The sequence below is a fragment of the Accumulibacter sp. genome (assembly GCF_029255285.1).
Taxonomy (GTDB): domain Bacteria; phylum Pseudomonadota; class Gammaproteobacteria; order Burkholderiales; family Rhodocyclaceae; genus Accumulibacter.
Genome location: NZ_JAPUVI010000105.1, coordinates 17007 through 31133, shown reverse-complemented (window position 1 = coordinate 31133; position 14127 = coordinate 17007). Strand labels below are relative to the sequence as shown.

13 protein-coding genes are annotated in these 14127 nt (G+C 64.3%); 1 reads left to right on the top strand and 12 read right to left on the bottom strand.

Going from position 1 to position 14127, the window contains the following annotated elements:
* Positions 1-22 precede the first annotated feature (22 nt).
* The 8 genes from Q1M07_RS15375 to Q1M07_RS15340 all read right to left on the bottom strand — a co-directional run bounded on the left by Q1M07_RS15375 (position 23) and on the right by Q1M07_RS15340 (position 9533).
* Positions 23-2125, bottom strand: coding sequence for an FHA domain-containing protein (locus Q1M07_RS15375; RefSeq protein ID WP_300454896.1), 2103 nt, complete (start codon positions 2123-2125; stop codon positions 23-25).
* A 141-nt stretch (positions 2126-2266) separates the two neighbouring features.
* On the bottom strand, positions 2267-3451 hold the full coding sequence (locus tag Q1M07_RS15370) for an acyl-CoA dehydrogenase (protein WP_300454894.1): 1185 nt from the start codon (positions 3449-3451) through the stop codon (positions 2267-2269).
* A gap of 112 nt (positions 3452-3563) precedes the next feature.
* Positions 3564-4097 (bottom strand): DUF2062 domain-containing protein, encoded by a 534-nt coding sequence (locus Q1M07_RS15365; RefSeq protein WP_300454890.1) that lies wholly within the window; start codon positions 4095-4097, stop codon positions 3564-3566.
* Between the two features lie 134 nt (positions 4098-4231).
* Positions 4232-5830, bottom strand: coding sequence for a caspase family protein (locus Q1M07_RS15360; protein ID WP_300454887.1), 1599 nt, complete (start codon positions 5828-5830; stop codon positions 4232-4234).
* Between the two features lie 415 nt (positions 5831-6245).
* The gene (locus tag Q1M07_RS15355; protein ID WP_300454884.1) at positions 6246-7433 is read right to left on the bottom strand and encodes a lipocalin family protein; all 1188 of its coding nucleotides are present in this window, start codon (positions 7431-7433) and stop codon (positions 6246-6248) included.
* Positions 7434-7493: 60 nt separating this feature from the next.
* A complete protein-coding gene (locus Q1M07_RS15350; protein WP_300454881.1) occupies positions 7494-8450 on the bottom strand; it encodes a hydrolase 1, exosortase A system-associated in 957 nt (318 codons plus the stop codon).
* Complete coding sequence (locus Q1M07_RS15345) at positions 8447-9268, bottom strand: hydrolase 2, exosortase A system-associated (protein ID WP_300454878.1); 822 nt, start codon at positions 9266-9268, stop codon at positions 8447-8449. The genes Q1M07_RS15350 and Q1M07_RS15345 overlap by 4 nt, the downstream gene beginning before the upstream one ends.
* A gap of 13 nt (positions 9269-9281) precedes the next feature.
* Entirely contained in the window at positions 9282-9533 is a 252-nt protein-coding gene (locus Q1M07_RS15340) for an acyl carrier protein (protein WP_300454876.1), read from the bottom strand.
* 256 nt (positions 9534-9789) lie between these two features.
* On the opposite strand from Q1M07_RS15340, the gene Q1M07_RS15335 reads away from it, so the two are divergent.
* Positions 9790-10299: an adenylyltransferase/cytidyltransferase family protein gene (locus Q1M07_RS15335; protein WP_300454873.1), complete on the top strand. Its 510-nt coding sequence runs from the start codon at positions 9790-9792 to the stop codon at positions 10297-10299.
* A 64-nt stretch (positions 10300-10363) separates the two neighbouring features.
* Here the strand turns inward: Q1M07_RS15335 and Q1M07_RS15330 are convergent, their stop codons facing one another.
* From Q1M07_RS15330 to Q1M07_RS15315, 4 genes are read right to left on the bottom strand one after another with little or no spacing between them, the layout of a single operon-like run.
* Positions 10364-11212, bottom strand: a complete 849-nt coding sequence (locus Q1M07_RS15330) for an HDOD domain-containing protein (RefSeq protein WP_300454870.1) — start codon at positions 11210-11212, stop codon at positions 10364-10366.
* A gap of 35 nt (positions 11213-11247) precedes the next feature.
* Entirely contained in the window at positions 11248-11637 is a 390-nt protein-coding gene (locus tag Q1M07_RS15325) for a YajD family HNH nuclease (protein WP_300454867.1), read from the bottom strand.
* 39 nt (positions 11638-11676) lie between these two features.
* A complete protein-coding gene (locus Q1M07_RS15320) occupies positions 11677-12843 on the bottom strand; it encodes an alkaline phosphatase family protein (protein ID WP_300454864.1) in 1167 nt (388 codons plus the stop codon).
* 58 nt (positions 12844-12901) lie between these two features.
* Positions 12902-13999 carry an MBL fold metallo-hydrolase gene (locus Q1M07_RS15315; protein ID WP_300454861.1) on the bottom strand — a complete coding sequence of 366 codons (1098 nt, stop codon included), beginning with the start codon at positions 13997-13999 and terminating at the stop codon, positions 12902-12904.
* Between the last annotated feature and the right edge of the window lie 128 nt (positions 14000-14127).

The window sequence follows — 14127 nt, the reverse complement described above, 5'->3', positions numbered from 1 at the left end:
GGGCCGTTTTCGAGGCCGTCAACTACTGGAGCATGGCCTTGACCTCCATCAGTTCGGTGGCGAACTTGATGGGAACGGCAAAGGTGATAGCCTGATTGCCGGCGTAAAAAATGCCTATGACTCGTCCGCGATCGTCGAACACCGGCCCACCGCTGTTGCCCGCTCCTGTCGCGTTGGCGGTTAGTTGATAGGAGTTCCTTTCGCTGTAGAACGCGTTACCGCCTTCTCCGGCCGAGGTCGGGGTGCTGCGGATCACCTTGCCGACGGCGCCGGGCGTAACGGTCGGAATCGGAATGTCGACGATCGTCATGCCGCCCGGGTCGAGCATGTCCTTCGATCGGGCAGCAAAGAGTGTCTTCGGCGAGATACCGGGGTAGCCGAGAACGGTAATCGCATTGCCGGGCTTGACTTCGTCGTAGCTCGAGGCCGGCAGCAGCGGCGTTGGTTTGACCGCCGCCGGCGTGTCCACCTTGATCAACGCGACGTCGTGCTCTTCCGAGACGCGGACGAGCTTGGCGGGGATGCGCAGCTTGTTGTTGGCGAAAGTGACGTCGAGACGGTCATGCCGTCCAGCGACGGGTTTCTGCTCGCCGCGCAGCGCCTGCGGCCACCAGACGCTCTTTTCGGCCGACCAGCGTTGTGCCGGAACATCTTCCACCTTGACCAGTTCTCCCTTCTGATTCAGTTCGATGCGGATTCCCGGGGGCAACTCGAAGGTTTCCTTCCACGGCGCCGCCACATGCCGATTGGTCAAAATGAAGCCGTTTGCGGTGACCGCGAAGCCCGAGCCCGACAGACTGCCGCCTATCGGCTTGCTGTTTTCCGCCTGCACCGTCAGCCATGGTTCCATCCCTCCGGCCGGTGACTTCAAGTAAGCCGCCTTGCCATTCACGTAGCGGTGATAGAGCTGCTGCCCGGAAGCGACGTCGATCAGCTTCCAGCTCACTTCGATGTAGACGGTAGACTCCGAATAGGCGGCGGCAATCTCCTGTGGTGTCTTGATATCCTGCATCGCCTTGACGGTTGACGCCGTCGCTTCGGATTGTGTTTTTGCGGCCTGAATCTGCGTTGTCGTGGCCTCGAGCTTCTTCTCCGTCTCGCGGCCCATGAAGACGAACACGCCGGCCACCACCGCGACGACGGCAACCAGAGCGGCGACGATGTTGACCATCGACTTGCGTGACTCGACCTTGGTTTCGGTGATCAGGCGCTCGACCGTCTCCTTGCCCACGCCACGCGGCGCGGCCGCCAGTGTGGGCGCCGCGCTCGCCGAGGTGCCGGCCGCCGTGGCGGCAACGGCAGGCGCTTCGCGGGTCATCGCCGGTGGCGCCTCCCGTCCTTCGAACTGGCGCGTTGCTCGAAGTGCGTTGGCGGGCGCCGGATCGAGCTGAAACGAGATCTCGGGGCCACCCGCCCCGAACTGGATAACGTCGCCGTGATGCAGGACCACGTTACCGTTAATGCGGGCACCATTGACATTGACGCCGTTCCGACTGTTGAGGTCGATGAGCGTGAAACTGTTTTGCTGTGGATCGCGCTTGATTGTTGCATGGTTGCGGCTCACCGTATCGTCGCGTTCGGCGTCGTAGGAGACGCTCGACGCCGGATCACGTCCGAAGCTGATCTCGCTCGTCTGCGCCACGGGGAAGGTGACTTCCTGGTTCGCTTTCGAGCCGCTGAGGTGCTTGAGCACGACGCGTTGCGGCCGGCTGTCGGCGCCAACGGAGATCTCCCGTGTCGGCGCCGCCTGCCGAAGATCGATCTGACGCGTCGCTTTGGGCGCCAGCGCAGGAGGTGGATCGATCTGGAAGCTGAACTCCGGGCCCCCGGTACCCAACTGGACGACATCTCCGTGGTGCAGCGCCGTGCTGCCGGCGATCTTCGCCTGGTTGACGAAGACGCCATTGCGGCTGCCCAGGTCGGTGAGTACGAACAGCGTGTCCTGCGCCGGATCGCGGGCGATCTTGGCATGATTGCGGCTGACCGCATCGTCCCGTTCGGCATCGTAGGCGACGTTTGACGCCGCGTCGCGGCCGAAGGAGATTTCCTTGATCTGATCGAGAGGAAAACTGGCCTCCTGGTTTGCCTTGGAACCGGAAAGGTGCTTGATGACGATGCGTCCCATCTTGTTCTCCCCCGTAGTTTGCGATTTGCCGATCCTTGCTAAGCCGCAGGAAAGTCTAACCCAAGGCTGCTTGACGTTCAAGGCGCGCGGCGGCGGCGCTCGCGTCTTCCCTGCCCGGGTTTGCGCCGGCCTGTGCGAGAGTCAGAAGGCGGCAATTCCGGTCTGCGCCCGGCCAAGGATCAGCGCATGCACGTCGTGCGTCCCCTCGTAGGTATTGACCACCTCGAGGTTGACCAGGTGACGAATGACGCCGAACTCGTCCGAAATTCCGTTGCCACCGAGCATGTCGCGCGCCGCGCGGGCGATGTCGAGCGCCTTGCCACAGGAATTGCGCTTCAGCATCGAAGTGATCTCCGGGCTCGCGCTGCCATCGTCCTTCATCCGCCCCAGGCGCAGGCAGGCCTGCAGGCCGAGAGTGATCTCGGTCTGCATGTCGGCCAGTTTTTTTTGCACCAGTTGGTTGGCTCCCAGCGCTCGTCCGAACTGTTGGCGGTCGAGAGTGTACTGGCGGGCAGTGTGCCAGCAGAACTCGGCCGCGCCGAGCGCGCCCCAGGCGATGCCGTAGCGCGCCGAATCGAGGCAGGTGAACGGCCCCTTGAGGCCGCGAACGTTGGGGAAGACGTTCTCTTCCGGAACGAATACGTCGTCCATCACGATCTCGCCGGTGATCGAGGTGCGCAATCCGACTTTGCCATGGATGGTCGGCGTGGATAGGCCAGGCATTCCCTTCTCGAGCACGAAGCCGCGAATCGCGGCGGCGTCGTCCTTCGCCCAGACGATGAAGACGTCGGCGATCGGTGAGTTGGTGATCCACATTTTGCGGCCGGATACGCTGTAGCCGCCGGACACCTGGCGCGCCCGGCTCTCCAATCCGCCGGGATCCGATCCATGGTTGGGTTCCGTCAGGCCGAAACAGCCGATGCATTCGCCGCTCGCCAAGCGTGGCAGGTATTTTCTGCGCTGCTGCTCGGTTCCGAAACGAAAAATTGGCCACATCACGAGTGACGATTGAACGCTCATCATCGACCGGTAGCCGGAATCCACACGTTCGATCTCGCGCGCCACGAGGCCGTAGCTCACGTAATTGAGGCCCGCCCCGCCATACTCGGCCGGAATTGTCGCGCCGAGCAGGCCCATTTCACCTAGTTCGGCGTAGATCGCCGGATCAGTCCGTTCGTGGCGAAACGACTCCAGGACGCGAGGCAGCAACTTGCCCTGACAATAATTGCGCGCTGCGTCGCGCAGCATGCGCTCGTCGTCACTGAGCTGCGCCTCGATGAGTAGCGGATCCTGCCAGCAGAATACGGCTTGCGATGCCTTTGCCATGCGCTTCTCCTTGCGTTTTGGTGGTCGATGATCGAGCACTGTACGCGACCCGCAGCCGGAATCGCCAACCCGGCACTACCGCCCCTGACGCCGCACTCCGCGGAGCGCGGCGTCAGGGGCGACGTCTGCGACGCTGCCAAGCCCTGATGAGGTAGACGCGCCAGGCAATCTGCGTTGCCAGGTAGCCGAGCAGGGCAAGGCCGCAGGCGAGGGCCAGCAGACCCACCCCGAGAGGCCGCGAGACGTCGAGCATCCAGCCTTCCAGCGCGGTGGTCCAGGTGGCAAAGCTGCCGAGGTCGACTTCCGGCGGCGCGACGAGACCGCTGCTGTCGTCGATCAGGCGGCGACCGATCTGGTAGGCCAAAAGGTACAGCGGAACAATAGTGAAGGGATTGGAGTAAAGCGTAACCAACAGCGCGAGAGGCAGGTTGACGCGCAACACAAGTGCGCAGAGCGCCGCGCCGAGCATTTGCAGCGGTCCCGGAATCAAGCCGCAGAACAGCCCGGTGGCCACGGCGCCGGCCGCCGAGTGGCGGTTCAGATGCCATAGTCGAGGATGCAGCAAGGAGGACTGAAACGGCCGCAACCACGGGTTGGAGCGAACGGCTTCGGGGTCGGGCAGGAACTTTTTCAGGTAGCGGCGCATGAGCTTGGCAGTGGGCGATTCAGGATTCCCGCTCGCTGGCGGACGAGCTGTCGGTCGCTCGACGATCGACCAAAGGAATAGCCGGACTCGCCGGTTTACGGCAAGGGCACAGCCCAGGCCGGCTGTGGTCTTCGCTATTTGCCCTTTTTCTTGGCCGCGGCCTTGTCGGGAGGCGAGGCCGTTTGTCCGGCCATCTTGTCCACGATCGCCTGGCTCGAGTGCATTCGGCCATTGTCGGTTTGTTTGCCGTCGCGAAACTCGCCTTCCCAGTAGTCCCCGGTCGTCCAGGTCAGGCGGCCCAAGCCATGTCGGTTCCCATTGACCCAGGCGCCGGTATAGAAATCGCCGTTACGCATCGTATAGGTTCCGGTGCCGTGCGGTTCTCCGTCCTTGAACGTTCCTTCGTAGCGGTCGCCGTTGGTGTAGTTGAGGATACCGCTGCCGTTGATCGAATCGTCCCTCCACTCGCCATCGTAGCGCTGCCCGTTACCCCAAGTGAAGATTCCTTTGCCGTGCTTCCGGCCGGCCACCATCGTCCCCTCATAGCGGTCGCCGTTTACCCACTGGATGACTCCTTCGCCGGTCATCGCCCCAGAGCCGTCAAGCGACAGTTTGCCGGTCGCCGTGAAGGCTTCGGTCTTGATCACTCGTTCCTTGGTTTCGAGCGCTGGTTCGGGTCGGGCAATGGCGGCCGCCGGCTCGGCAGGGGGTGGAGCGGTGGGGACGGACACCGCCGCCAGTGTGGCTGGTCTGGCGGAGGACGGCAACGGCGGCTCGGGCGCCGCCGTCGCGGCTTGCGACGGCATACCGACGGCAAGCGTCGGAGCACCGCCGTTCGGCGTCTGGCCGGCGTCGTTCTGCCTCGCGAGACCGATAGACGGGGCGACTTCCTGGACCTGTGCCGGTTTCGGCGCGGCAGCGACGGGCGCTTTGGTGGCCGGAACGACGGCTACCGGCTGGCTCAGCACCGGCGCCGGGCGGGAACCGGGCATGAAGTAGAAATCGCCGGTCATCGATGAGGACTCCCAGGGAATCTGTCCGTCACGTGTGGCCTTGGCGACCTCCCGACGTACGTTTTTGAACACCTGCTCTATGGTCAGACCCGGCTCCTGAACATACTTCAGGAGTGCCTGGGTGTATAGCCCGTTACGTCCTTCACCATCGGCCGCCGTCCTGCCCGGTGCCGTCGCGTAGGCGATCAAGCTGCCTTTCGGGGCTTCCATTTGGGCCAGACCGGCGGCACCGACACTGCGGTTGGCGCGGCGCTCGAAAGGGTTGTTGCGACAGGCGTCGAGGATGACGACGTTCAGGTCGCTGGTACTGAGCTGGTCGAGAACGCCGTCGACATCGACCGATTCGACGCGCACCGACGACTCGCTCTTGATCTCGGCATCAATGGGAATCAGGTAGTTCTTGCCGCGCACCTGCATGCCGTGCCCGGCGTAGTAAAAGAGAGCAACACTATCGGCCGTCAGGCGGTCGCCAAACCTGGCGATCGCCCGGTTCATTTCCTTCTGCGTCGCGTCGAGGGCAACGATGACTTCGAAACCCGTGCGCTGCAGGGCGGCCGCCATGTCGCGCGCGTCGTTGACCGGGTTGGTCAGTGGCGCCTCCTTGTACTTGGCGTTGCCAATGACCAGTGCGACTCGGCGCTCGGCAGCCGACGCCGGCGTCAGCCCGCCAAACGAGAACGCCGCCAGCATCATCACTAAACAGACAATTCGCCAGACCATTACCAGAGACCATCCATCAGCGGCGAGCCGGAGCTGGCTTCAAGGCCACCTGGACTCGCCGAATCAATCAGGAGACAAACTCGCCGCCCGAAACTAAGCCGCAGGCTTCGCGTGGCAACACAACAGCGCGCTCGCGTCCGTCTGTCGTCGATGACAGGGACAGCCGTACACTAGCAAGTGGACAAGGAAACATACGTGAGATTTCGCATCGTCGCCTGACTCGGTGCCCTGGAAACCGGTCGGTCGCCACGAACATGGGAACTCAAGGGCGAACAACAAGTATCGTCGGATGCGGCATTGCAAGTCAATCGCTATGCGGGCCTTCGCCCATCGCAAGGACCGCTCCGGGCCCGCCCAAGGCCGATCTGCTGTCGCAGCCAGCGCGTAGGGCGCGGCGGGCCTGGTCGCTGGTCGACTAGGGCTTGTTCACCCTGTCCTCGCGTATCGGCGGATAGCCACTCAGTTCCATGAAACCGACGCCGGCGTGTGAGCCACTGAGCTTCACCGCGCCTTCCCAATAGACGTTCAGCGTCGTCGTCCGGGCGTCGAACTGGCTCCAGCGAATTACTGGATCGACCGTGAGTCTGAGCCCCTGAGAAGGTACCGAGAGAGTCCACAAGACGGGATAGACAACCCCTGACGAGGGGCTCCTCCAGTTACCGTGCGCCGTCGCCTCGAAGTCCGCCGCGCCGAGGGCGCGGGTCACTCCGCCCTTGACGTAGGTGCCCATGCGCAACACTGGCCCACCCTGGCGATCGAAGAGTTCGAACAGCATCAGGTCGGCACCGTCGGACAACTGCAGGGCAAACCAGTTCCAGCGCAATTGGGCCGCTTCGAAGTCGCCCCATTGATGGTCGAACCACACTTCGCCGCGTACCGCCTTGACGTTCCCAGCGACGGTCAACGTGCCCTGCGCGCTCATCCGCGGACGCGAGGTGTAGTAGCTCTTGCCGGCCGCACCGAAATCGAGCAACCCGGCGACCGGCGTCCCCGGCGCCTGATGCAGGACTGGCGGCGCGCTGTCGCTCATCTGCAGCTCGAGCGCGAAGTCCTTGCCCGCCATCGCCGCCGTGTGCTGGCTGCCACTTCCCTGCAGCCGCCAGTTGCCGAACCGGAAGTCGAAGCCATCCCGCTGACCCTCCGACGGATTGCCGGCGGTACGGGCCTGTTCGGTGTAGAGTTTTTCTTTCTGATGATCGAGCAGCGAACCGTGGAAGACGGTGTGCGTAAGCGTTCCCTTGCGCAGAAATGACGCCATATGGAAGGAAAAGCGTTCGCCGGAATCGGTCTGCAGGTGCCCGCTGTAGTACCACCATTCGGTGAGCCTGTCGTGCGCCGCGTCGTCCGCCGGCAAGCTGACCGCTGGCAGCTTGTCGGCCGCTTTCGGCGCGGCCGCCGAACGCTCGGCGGAGGCGCCGACCGGTGTGGCAAGCGGCGCTCGGTCCGAACCGAAGAACAGCAGCCAGCCGACGATCAGCAACACCAGCAGCCAGCCGCCGCCGATCAGCCAGCGATAGCGCGCGAACCAGCGCGACGAGCCGGGACGTGCCGGCCCATGGCCGGTGCTCCGGCGCCGCTGTGCACCGTTTGTCGACGGAGTCATACGACTATTCCTTTCCTCACCGCCGCCGTAGTCGTGGCGACGCGCCTTCGGCCGCCCACGTCAGACCGCCGTCAGCCTGTCGAGCCACTCCAGGGTGGCGTCCTCGACCTGCGTGCGCCAGGCGGCACAGGAAAACGTATGGTCGGCGTCGGCCACGTCGACCCGGCGCACATTGGCCGCCTCGGTAAGGCCGGCCCAGTCAGGGTGACGGCTGACGAACTCGAGAAATTCCTTCGCCGTGTAATCCTGGCCGCTCAGGATGAGCAGCACGGGCCCGGTGAACTGCCGCCAGCCGGCGGCCATGCGGTCCTGGAAGGACAGCGACGGCGCATCGTTCGACGCACCGCGGCGTGCCGTGAGCGCCGTTCGCAGCAGCTCACGCAGCGATTTCAGGACGGTCAGGCGGCCGCTCAGCAGTTTCCGCCAGAACTGAGCTTCCAACAGGCGCTGTCCATAGTAGTGTTTGATATGTGTCTGCGCCAGGCTGGCTTCCGAACGTACCCAGGGGTTGAGCACCACCAATCCGGCAAGCCTCACGTCTGCCCTCGCGTGAACGTATAGCAAGGCCGCCGAAGCCGCATCGCAGAGTCCCCACAATACGATACGGCGTACCGATGGGCAGTGCTGCCGGAACGTGTCGATGGCCGCAGCAATGTCCTCGGACACCTCTTCGAAGCTACGCATCGCGCCGCCGGCGTCGCCCATGCCTCGGTAGTCGAAGCGCATCACCGGGTAGCCTTCGGCCGCCAAGCGACGAGCGAGCAACAGGAACTGCCGATGGCTGCCGACCCGATACTGCGGGCCGCCGACAACGAGCAGCACGCCGCAGGCGGCGCGGCAATCGGCCGCACCGTCGTGCGTGGCAGTCCACAATTCCTGCTTCCCTATTGCCGCGACCGTCGCCGCCGCCTGTTGAGGCGGATCATCCTCCCGGAGCAAATGGCGCGGCCAGGCCACGATGGCCGGTAGCAGTTCGCCGGCGCAGGGAATGAGTAGGGCTTGTTCGACGATGCTCATGTCGGAAGGCTTTCCCCCATGAGCCGGAGGCTGGCTTCGAGCAAGGCTGGACACTCGTTGATCTCAGCCGTTTGCCAGAATGCCGGACCGTTTACCGATCTGCCCCGGGCTCGATGGCCAGCGGCTTGCCACTGTCCTAGCCGCGCCAGCGCGACCGGTGACAGGCTGCCATCCGTCTTGCTGGAGATCTCCAGCCACTCGACGCGGCCAGAACGGTGTGGCAGCAGCAGTTCCGCCTTCTCCAAGCCCCCGGCCAGCGCCGCGGACAGCCGATAGCCCGCGATTTCGACCGACTCACCCCGCTGCAACTGCTGGCGCAGCCCTTCCATCGCGCCCTTGTTGTCGCCACCGAGCATTTGCGCAGCGACCTTCAGGCGCAGAAACTGGTGTAAAAACTGCTTGCCGGAAACGACAGGCTGCCAAAACAGCAGGTTAACCGGACGAGTCATCCGGTTCGCCACCTCGTTGGCCAGCAGGCAGCCGGTGCGCTGACCCCATAACCAGAGGGGTGCGCTGTTTCGCTCGAGCAGCCAGGCGCACGCCAGTTCGACGTCGGCCAGCCAGGCTTCCCAGGTGGCATCGCCGAAATCGCCCGAGCTGTCGCCACAGCCCAGCAGGTCGATCTGCAGAACCAGGTAGCCGGCAGCCGCCATCGCCCTCGCCTGCAAAGCAGCCATGCGGCGGGATTTGTTGAGTTCTTCGGCGAACGGGTGGACGTATACCACCGCCCCACGGACTTGTGCGGCGCCATCCGGAGCATGTAACAGGGCAAAACGCTGGCCTGGCGATGCCGGCAGAAAAAAGGCTTGCAGAACCATGTCGCCGTGGCGCTCAGGCGACCAGCTTGCCGTGTACGAAGTCGAGCAGGGAGCCCAGGGTCGCGAACACCGTGCCGTCGATTTCGTCGTCCTCGACGACGAAGCCGAAGCGTTCCTCCAGCGTGGTGATGAGGGCGACCACCGCCATCGAATCGAGCTCCGGGATCGCGCCCAGCAAAGGCGTGTCGAGCCTGAACTCGCTGGCGCGGCCCTTGAGACTCAAGACTTCGTCGAGAATCTCCACCACCTCGTCTCCAATTTCCATACAGCCTCCTGTTGCCGGAACCTCTCCGGAATGTCGCCTGGCGGCCAGGCGGGGTCGATCGAGCGGCGATTATACCGAGTCGCCGCGCGCGCCTCCGTGCGATCGGTCACAGCGCCGCCGCATGGATGGTCGCCTGGCGTGCTTGGCGGGAGCTTGCCGGCCGCTTCGCGGGATGAGAAACTCGAGCGCTTCGCCTGCCGATCAGCCTTTGTGATTTCACCGGCCTGGACGGAGGAGAACGCACGGAGTCCAAACGATGTCTGATCCAATCCGCCTGCCGCCGACCCCATCCATTGCTTTCGAGGACAAGATCGTCACCCCGCAGCGACTCGCCGAATGCTGTGCCGGCCTGCGGCGTCCGCTGGTATTCACCAACGGCTGCTTCGACATCGTTCACCGCGGTCACGTGACCCTTCTTGCCCAGGCCAGGGCGCTTGGCGCTGCGCTGGTCGTCGCCGTCAATTCGGACGACTCGGTGAAACGGCTCGGCAAGGGCGATGACCGTCCGGTCAACACCCTGGCCGACCGCCTGGCAGTGATCGCCGCTCAGGAATCGGTATCGCTCGTCACCTGGTTCGACGAGGACACGCCGCTGCAACGGATTCTTGACTGCCGGCCGGATATTCTGGTCAAGGGAGGCGACTGGCCAGTCGACAAGATCGTCGGCCACCGGGAAGTGGGCGACTGGGGTGGCCGCGTCGTCTCGCTGCCGTTCGTCCATCAGACGTCGACCACGGCGTTGCTCGAGAAGATTCGGCGGCTGTAGCACGGCGACCCGACCGCCCGGGCTGTGGGCGGGCACGGCCTAGTCGGGCGGCTTTGTGCGAAGCTCAGGTGCCGAGCGCGCTCTTCAGGGACGCGACGTCCTCAGCCGACTCGGAAAGCAGCGCGCCGAGCACTTCGGGGTCATACAAGTGGGCGAGAACCGTGGTGTCGACAGCGGCGCAATACTGGGGGTCCCGCCAGCCCTGCTGTACATTGGCCAGTTTGTTGGCGACGAAAAGAACGTCGCCTACACCGTCGAGTGTCGTGAGACGGCGATCCTGTTCGTGCTCGCGAACGACGATCAGCAAATCCTCTGGCAGCCCCATGGCGGCCAGCAGCGCGTGACCAATGTCCGCATGCCAATGGGCCAACAACTGATGCAGCTCGGCGGGGTCGGCGACCAGTTCCGGGAAGCTCGCCGCGCGCGACAGCAGGTAAAATACGCCGATGTCGTGGATCAGGCCGGCGAACATGGCTTCGTCCGGATTGATCGGCGTGCAGCGGCGGGCCAGTACTCGGCACAGCGCCGTAACATGCATCGTATGTTCCCACAGGCGTCGAGACAGCGCCTGGAACGGAGCCATCTTCTTCGAATTGAGCAGTTGCTCCATGGCTACGGCAAACGAAACGCTGCGCACGGCTTCCAGGCCGACGCGGGCAATCGCGCCACTGACGTCGACGATGCTTCGACCGGAACGGTTCATCGCCGCCGAATTGGCCAAACGAATGACCTTGGTGCTCATCAAGGGTTCGGCGCCGACCAGCTTGGCGAGCTGCTTGATCGTCAGATCGGGGTTTTTGAGCGCGCTGCGGACTTGAAAGGTAATGTCGAGGAAGGTCGGAAAGCACACCACCTCGCCGGAAAGGTCGCGCGCGATGTCTTCCAGGAGCTGGAAGCTGCACTGATTGGCCATTCTGTCTATCTTTTCTTGCACAGCGACGTGCCGCCTCAGTCGTTCTGGCGCGTCAGCAGATCCTTCAGATGGGCAAAGGGATTCGCCGTTGCCCGTTGGCTGCCCGGCGAAGCTGGCGCGCCCATCCCAGCCCGGCGCGCGGCTTCGGCGTCGAGTTGCCGGGCGTGTTCGTTGTCGTGGCAGTAGAGGCACAGCAGTTCCCAGTTGCTGCCGTCAGGAGGATTGTTCTCGTGATTGTGGTCGCGGTGATGGACCGTCAGCTCGCGCAAGTTCTGCTGAGTGAACTCCCGGGCGCAGCGACCACAGATCCAGGGATAGATTTTAAGCGCCCGCTCGCGATAGCCGGCCTCCCTGTTCTGACGATTGCGTATCGCCTCGGCGATCAGGAGATCGGTGCGGGCGGATTTCGCGCTGTCCTTGACCATCTTTCGACTCCTGCGAGATTGCTATCCGGCGCGGCGCCGCTAGACGTGCAGCGCGACCAGCGGAACGCGCATTTCGTTGGTGCTGATGCCGCCGTGTACGCCGAGCATCGTATAGCGCTTTTCACCGGGCAGCCAGTCCTTGATCGTCCAGTTGTCTTTCATCACCAGCGTGTAGTCGCCGACTCGCGAAGCGAGGCGCGGGTGGAAGGGTGGCGGGCCAAACCAGCCGGCGGCGATCAGACGCTCGCTGACGTAGAGGTGGGCGGCACGTGCCAGATGGCGGCGCACGTAGGCCTCGAAGGCCGCCCGATGTTCGGCGGCGACGTAGCAGTAAGCGGCGCGCCGCTCGCCGCACAACGGGCGCTGGAGCAGTGCGGCGAGTTGCGGATGGTCGTCGAGTTGGATGACTCGCCGGCCGGGTGAGTCGATGAAACCATGGTCGGCGGTCGCCAGCAGCCAGCAATTGCTGCCTCGCAGGCGACGCAGGAAGTCACCGAACAGGGTGTCGAAGTCGCTCAGGGCCTGTCGGGCTTGCCGGCTGTCGGTGCCGTAATGGTGCGACAGGCTATCGACCTCCGGATAGTAGGCGTAGATGTAGCGCGGCCTGGAGGTTTCGCGCAGCAGATCGGTCAGGCCGGCGAACATTTCGCCTAGCGTCGAATAGGCCAGGCGCTGCGCGCCGCGCGAGTGCCAGATGTTGAAGGCACTGCCGGCAATGCTCGTCGGCGCAACCACCCAGCACTCGCGATCCAGCGTCTGGCTGAGCGCCTGATGCTCGAAAAGGCGCGGCGGGAGTTCTGCGGGCAACAGCTTGGCCGTTCCGAGGCGGGGCGTCAGCGGCAGGATCGACAGGGTCTGGTCGACCTCGTCCAGGTGCATGTGCCAGCCGGTCAGACCGTGTTGCGCTGGCGCCAGACCAGTCATCAAGGCGGTGACGGCGCTGGCGGTGGTCGACGGGAAAACGGATGTCATGCTGCCGAGCAAGTGGCGGTGCAGGGTCGGGCTGGCCGAGTGCCGGGCCAGCGTGCGCAGGCCGAGGCCATCGATGACCAGCAGCACGACGTGACGCGCGCGGGCAAGCTGTGCGGCCGACAGCGCGGCCAGTTGGGGGTAAACAACGCGCGTGCTGCCGCAAGCCGTCGCGATGCTCTGCATCAGATTGACGATGCCGCCGCCAGTATAGTCGGGAAGCACGGTGGAACTCATGGTTGGGCCATTCTACGCCAAGCGGCGAAGGGCGGTGAGCGGCGGCCGGATGGCCCGCTCATGCCCGATTGCCCGGCGATCGGGCAGCGCCATCCTCTGCCGCCGGCGTTCTGACAAAGCGGAGCACGCCGCTCCCGTCGTCGACCCGACGCAAGCGGCCGGCGTGTTCGAGCCGGTTGAGATGCGCGATCGCCTCGCCCATCGCGAACATCGTCTGATGCGTGTCGAGGTCGCGGGGAAAGAGCGTCATCAGCAGTTCGGCCGCGCTGCGCGGCTTCCCGCAGTGCTCTTCGAGAGCCAGCAGGCGTTCGTCGTGGTGCGCTTGCAAGGCTTTCACCCGGCTCCCGATGCCGTAGAACGGCAAGCCGTGCGAAGGCAGCACCAGCGTCTCGGGCGGCAGTTCGCGGTAGCCGTCGATCGATCGCAGAAAGTCGGCCAGCGAATCGGCCGTCGGCGTCACGGCCAAGACGCTGATATTGGTCGAGATCTTCGGCAACAGCATGTCGCCCGAAATCAGCACGCCGAGATCGGGACTGTACAGCGCGGCGTGCTCTGGCGAATGGCCAAAACCGACACGGACTTGCCAGCAATGCGCGCCGATCGTCAACCAGTCGCCGGCCCGCAGGCGATGGTAATGCGTCGGAAGGCAGGGGACGCCGCGCTTGTAACCGCCGCTGCGGCCCTCGAGCGCGGTACAGCGTTCGGCGTCCAGCCCGTGCTCGCGGAACTGCCGCAGCATCGCCTGCGTGCCGTGGCCTCCGACCTCGTGCCAGACGGCGTGCGCGGTCAGGTATTCGCCGAGCGTCATCAACAAAGGGGCGCCGGTCAGTTCCTGCAGCCAGGCCGCGAGACCCAGGTGGTCAGGGTGGAAATGGGTAACGATGAGGCGCGAGATCCTTGCGCTGCCGGTCGAAAATGACCCGCTCGGTCCATCGGGTGCCGCCAGCCGGCCCAGGATCTGCCGCCAGCAATCCTTGACCGTATCGAGCGCGAAGCCGGTGTCGACGATCACCCAGTCGTCACCGTCTGCCAACAACCAGAGATTGATGTGGTTCAGGGCAAAAGGGAGCGGCATGCGCAACCAGTAAACGCCGGGAGAGACCTGCAAAGTTTCGCCGGCGGCAGGTGGCACGCCAAATGGGTAATCGGGAAGCATCGGGTGGCAAATGGTCGAAGAGCGGTTGCCGCGTTGGATTGTAAAAAAGCCAGGAAGCGATAAACTTGCCGGCCCGGAGGGATGGGTTTGCCCGCTGCCTCCGGAGCGCGCCATTGTACATGCGATCC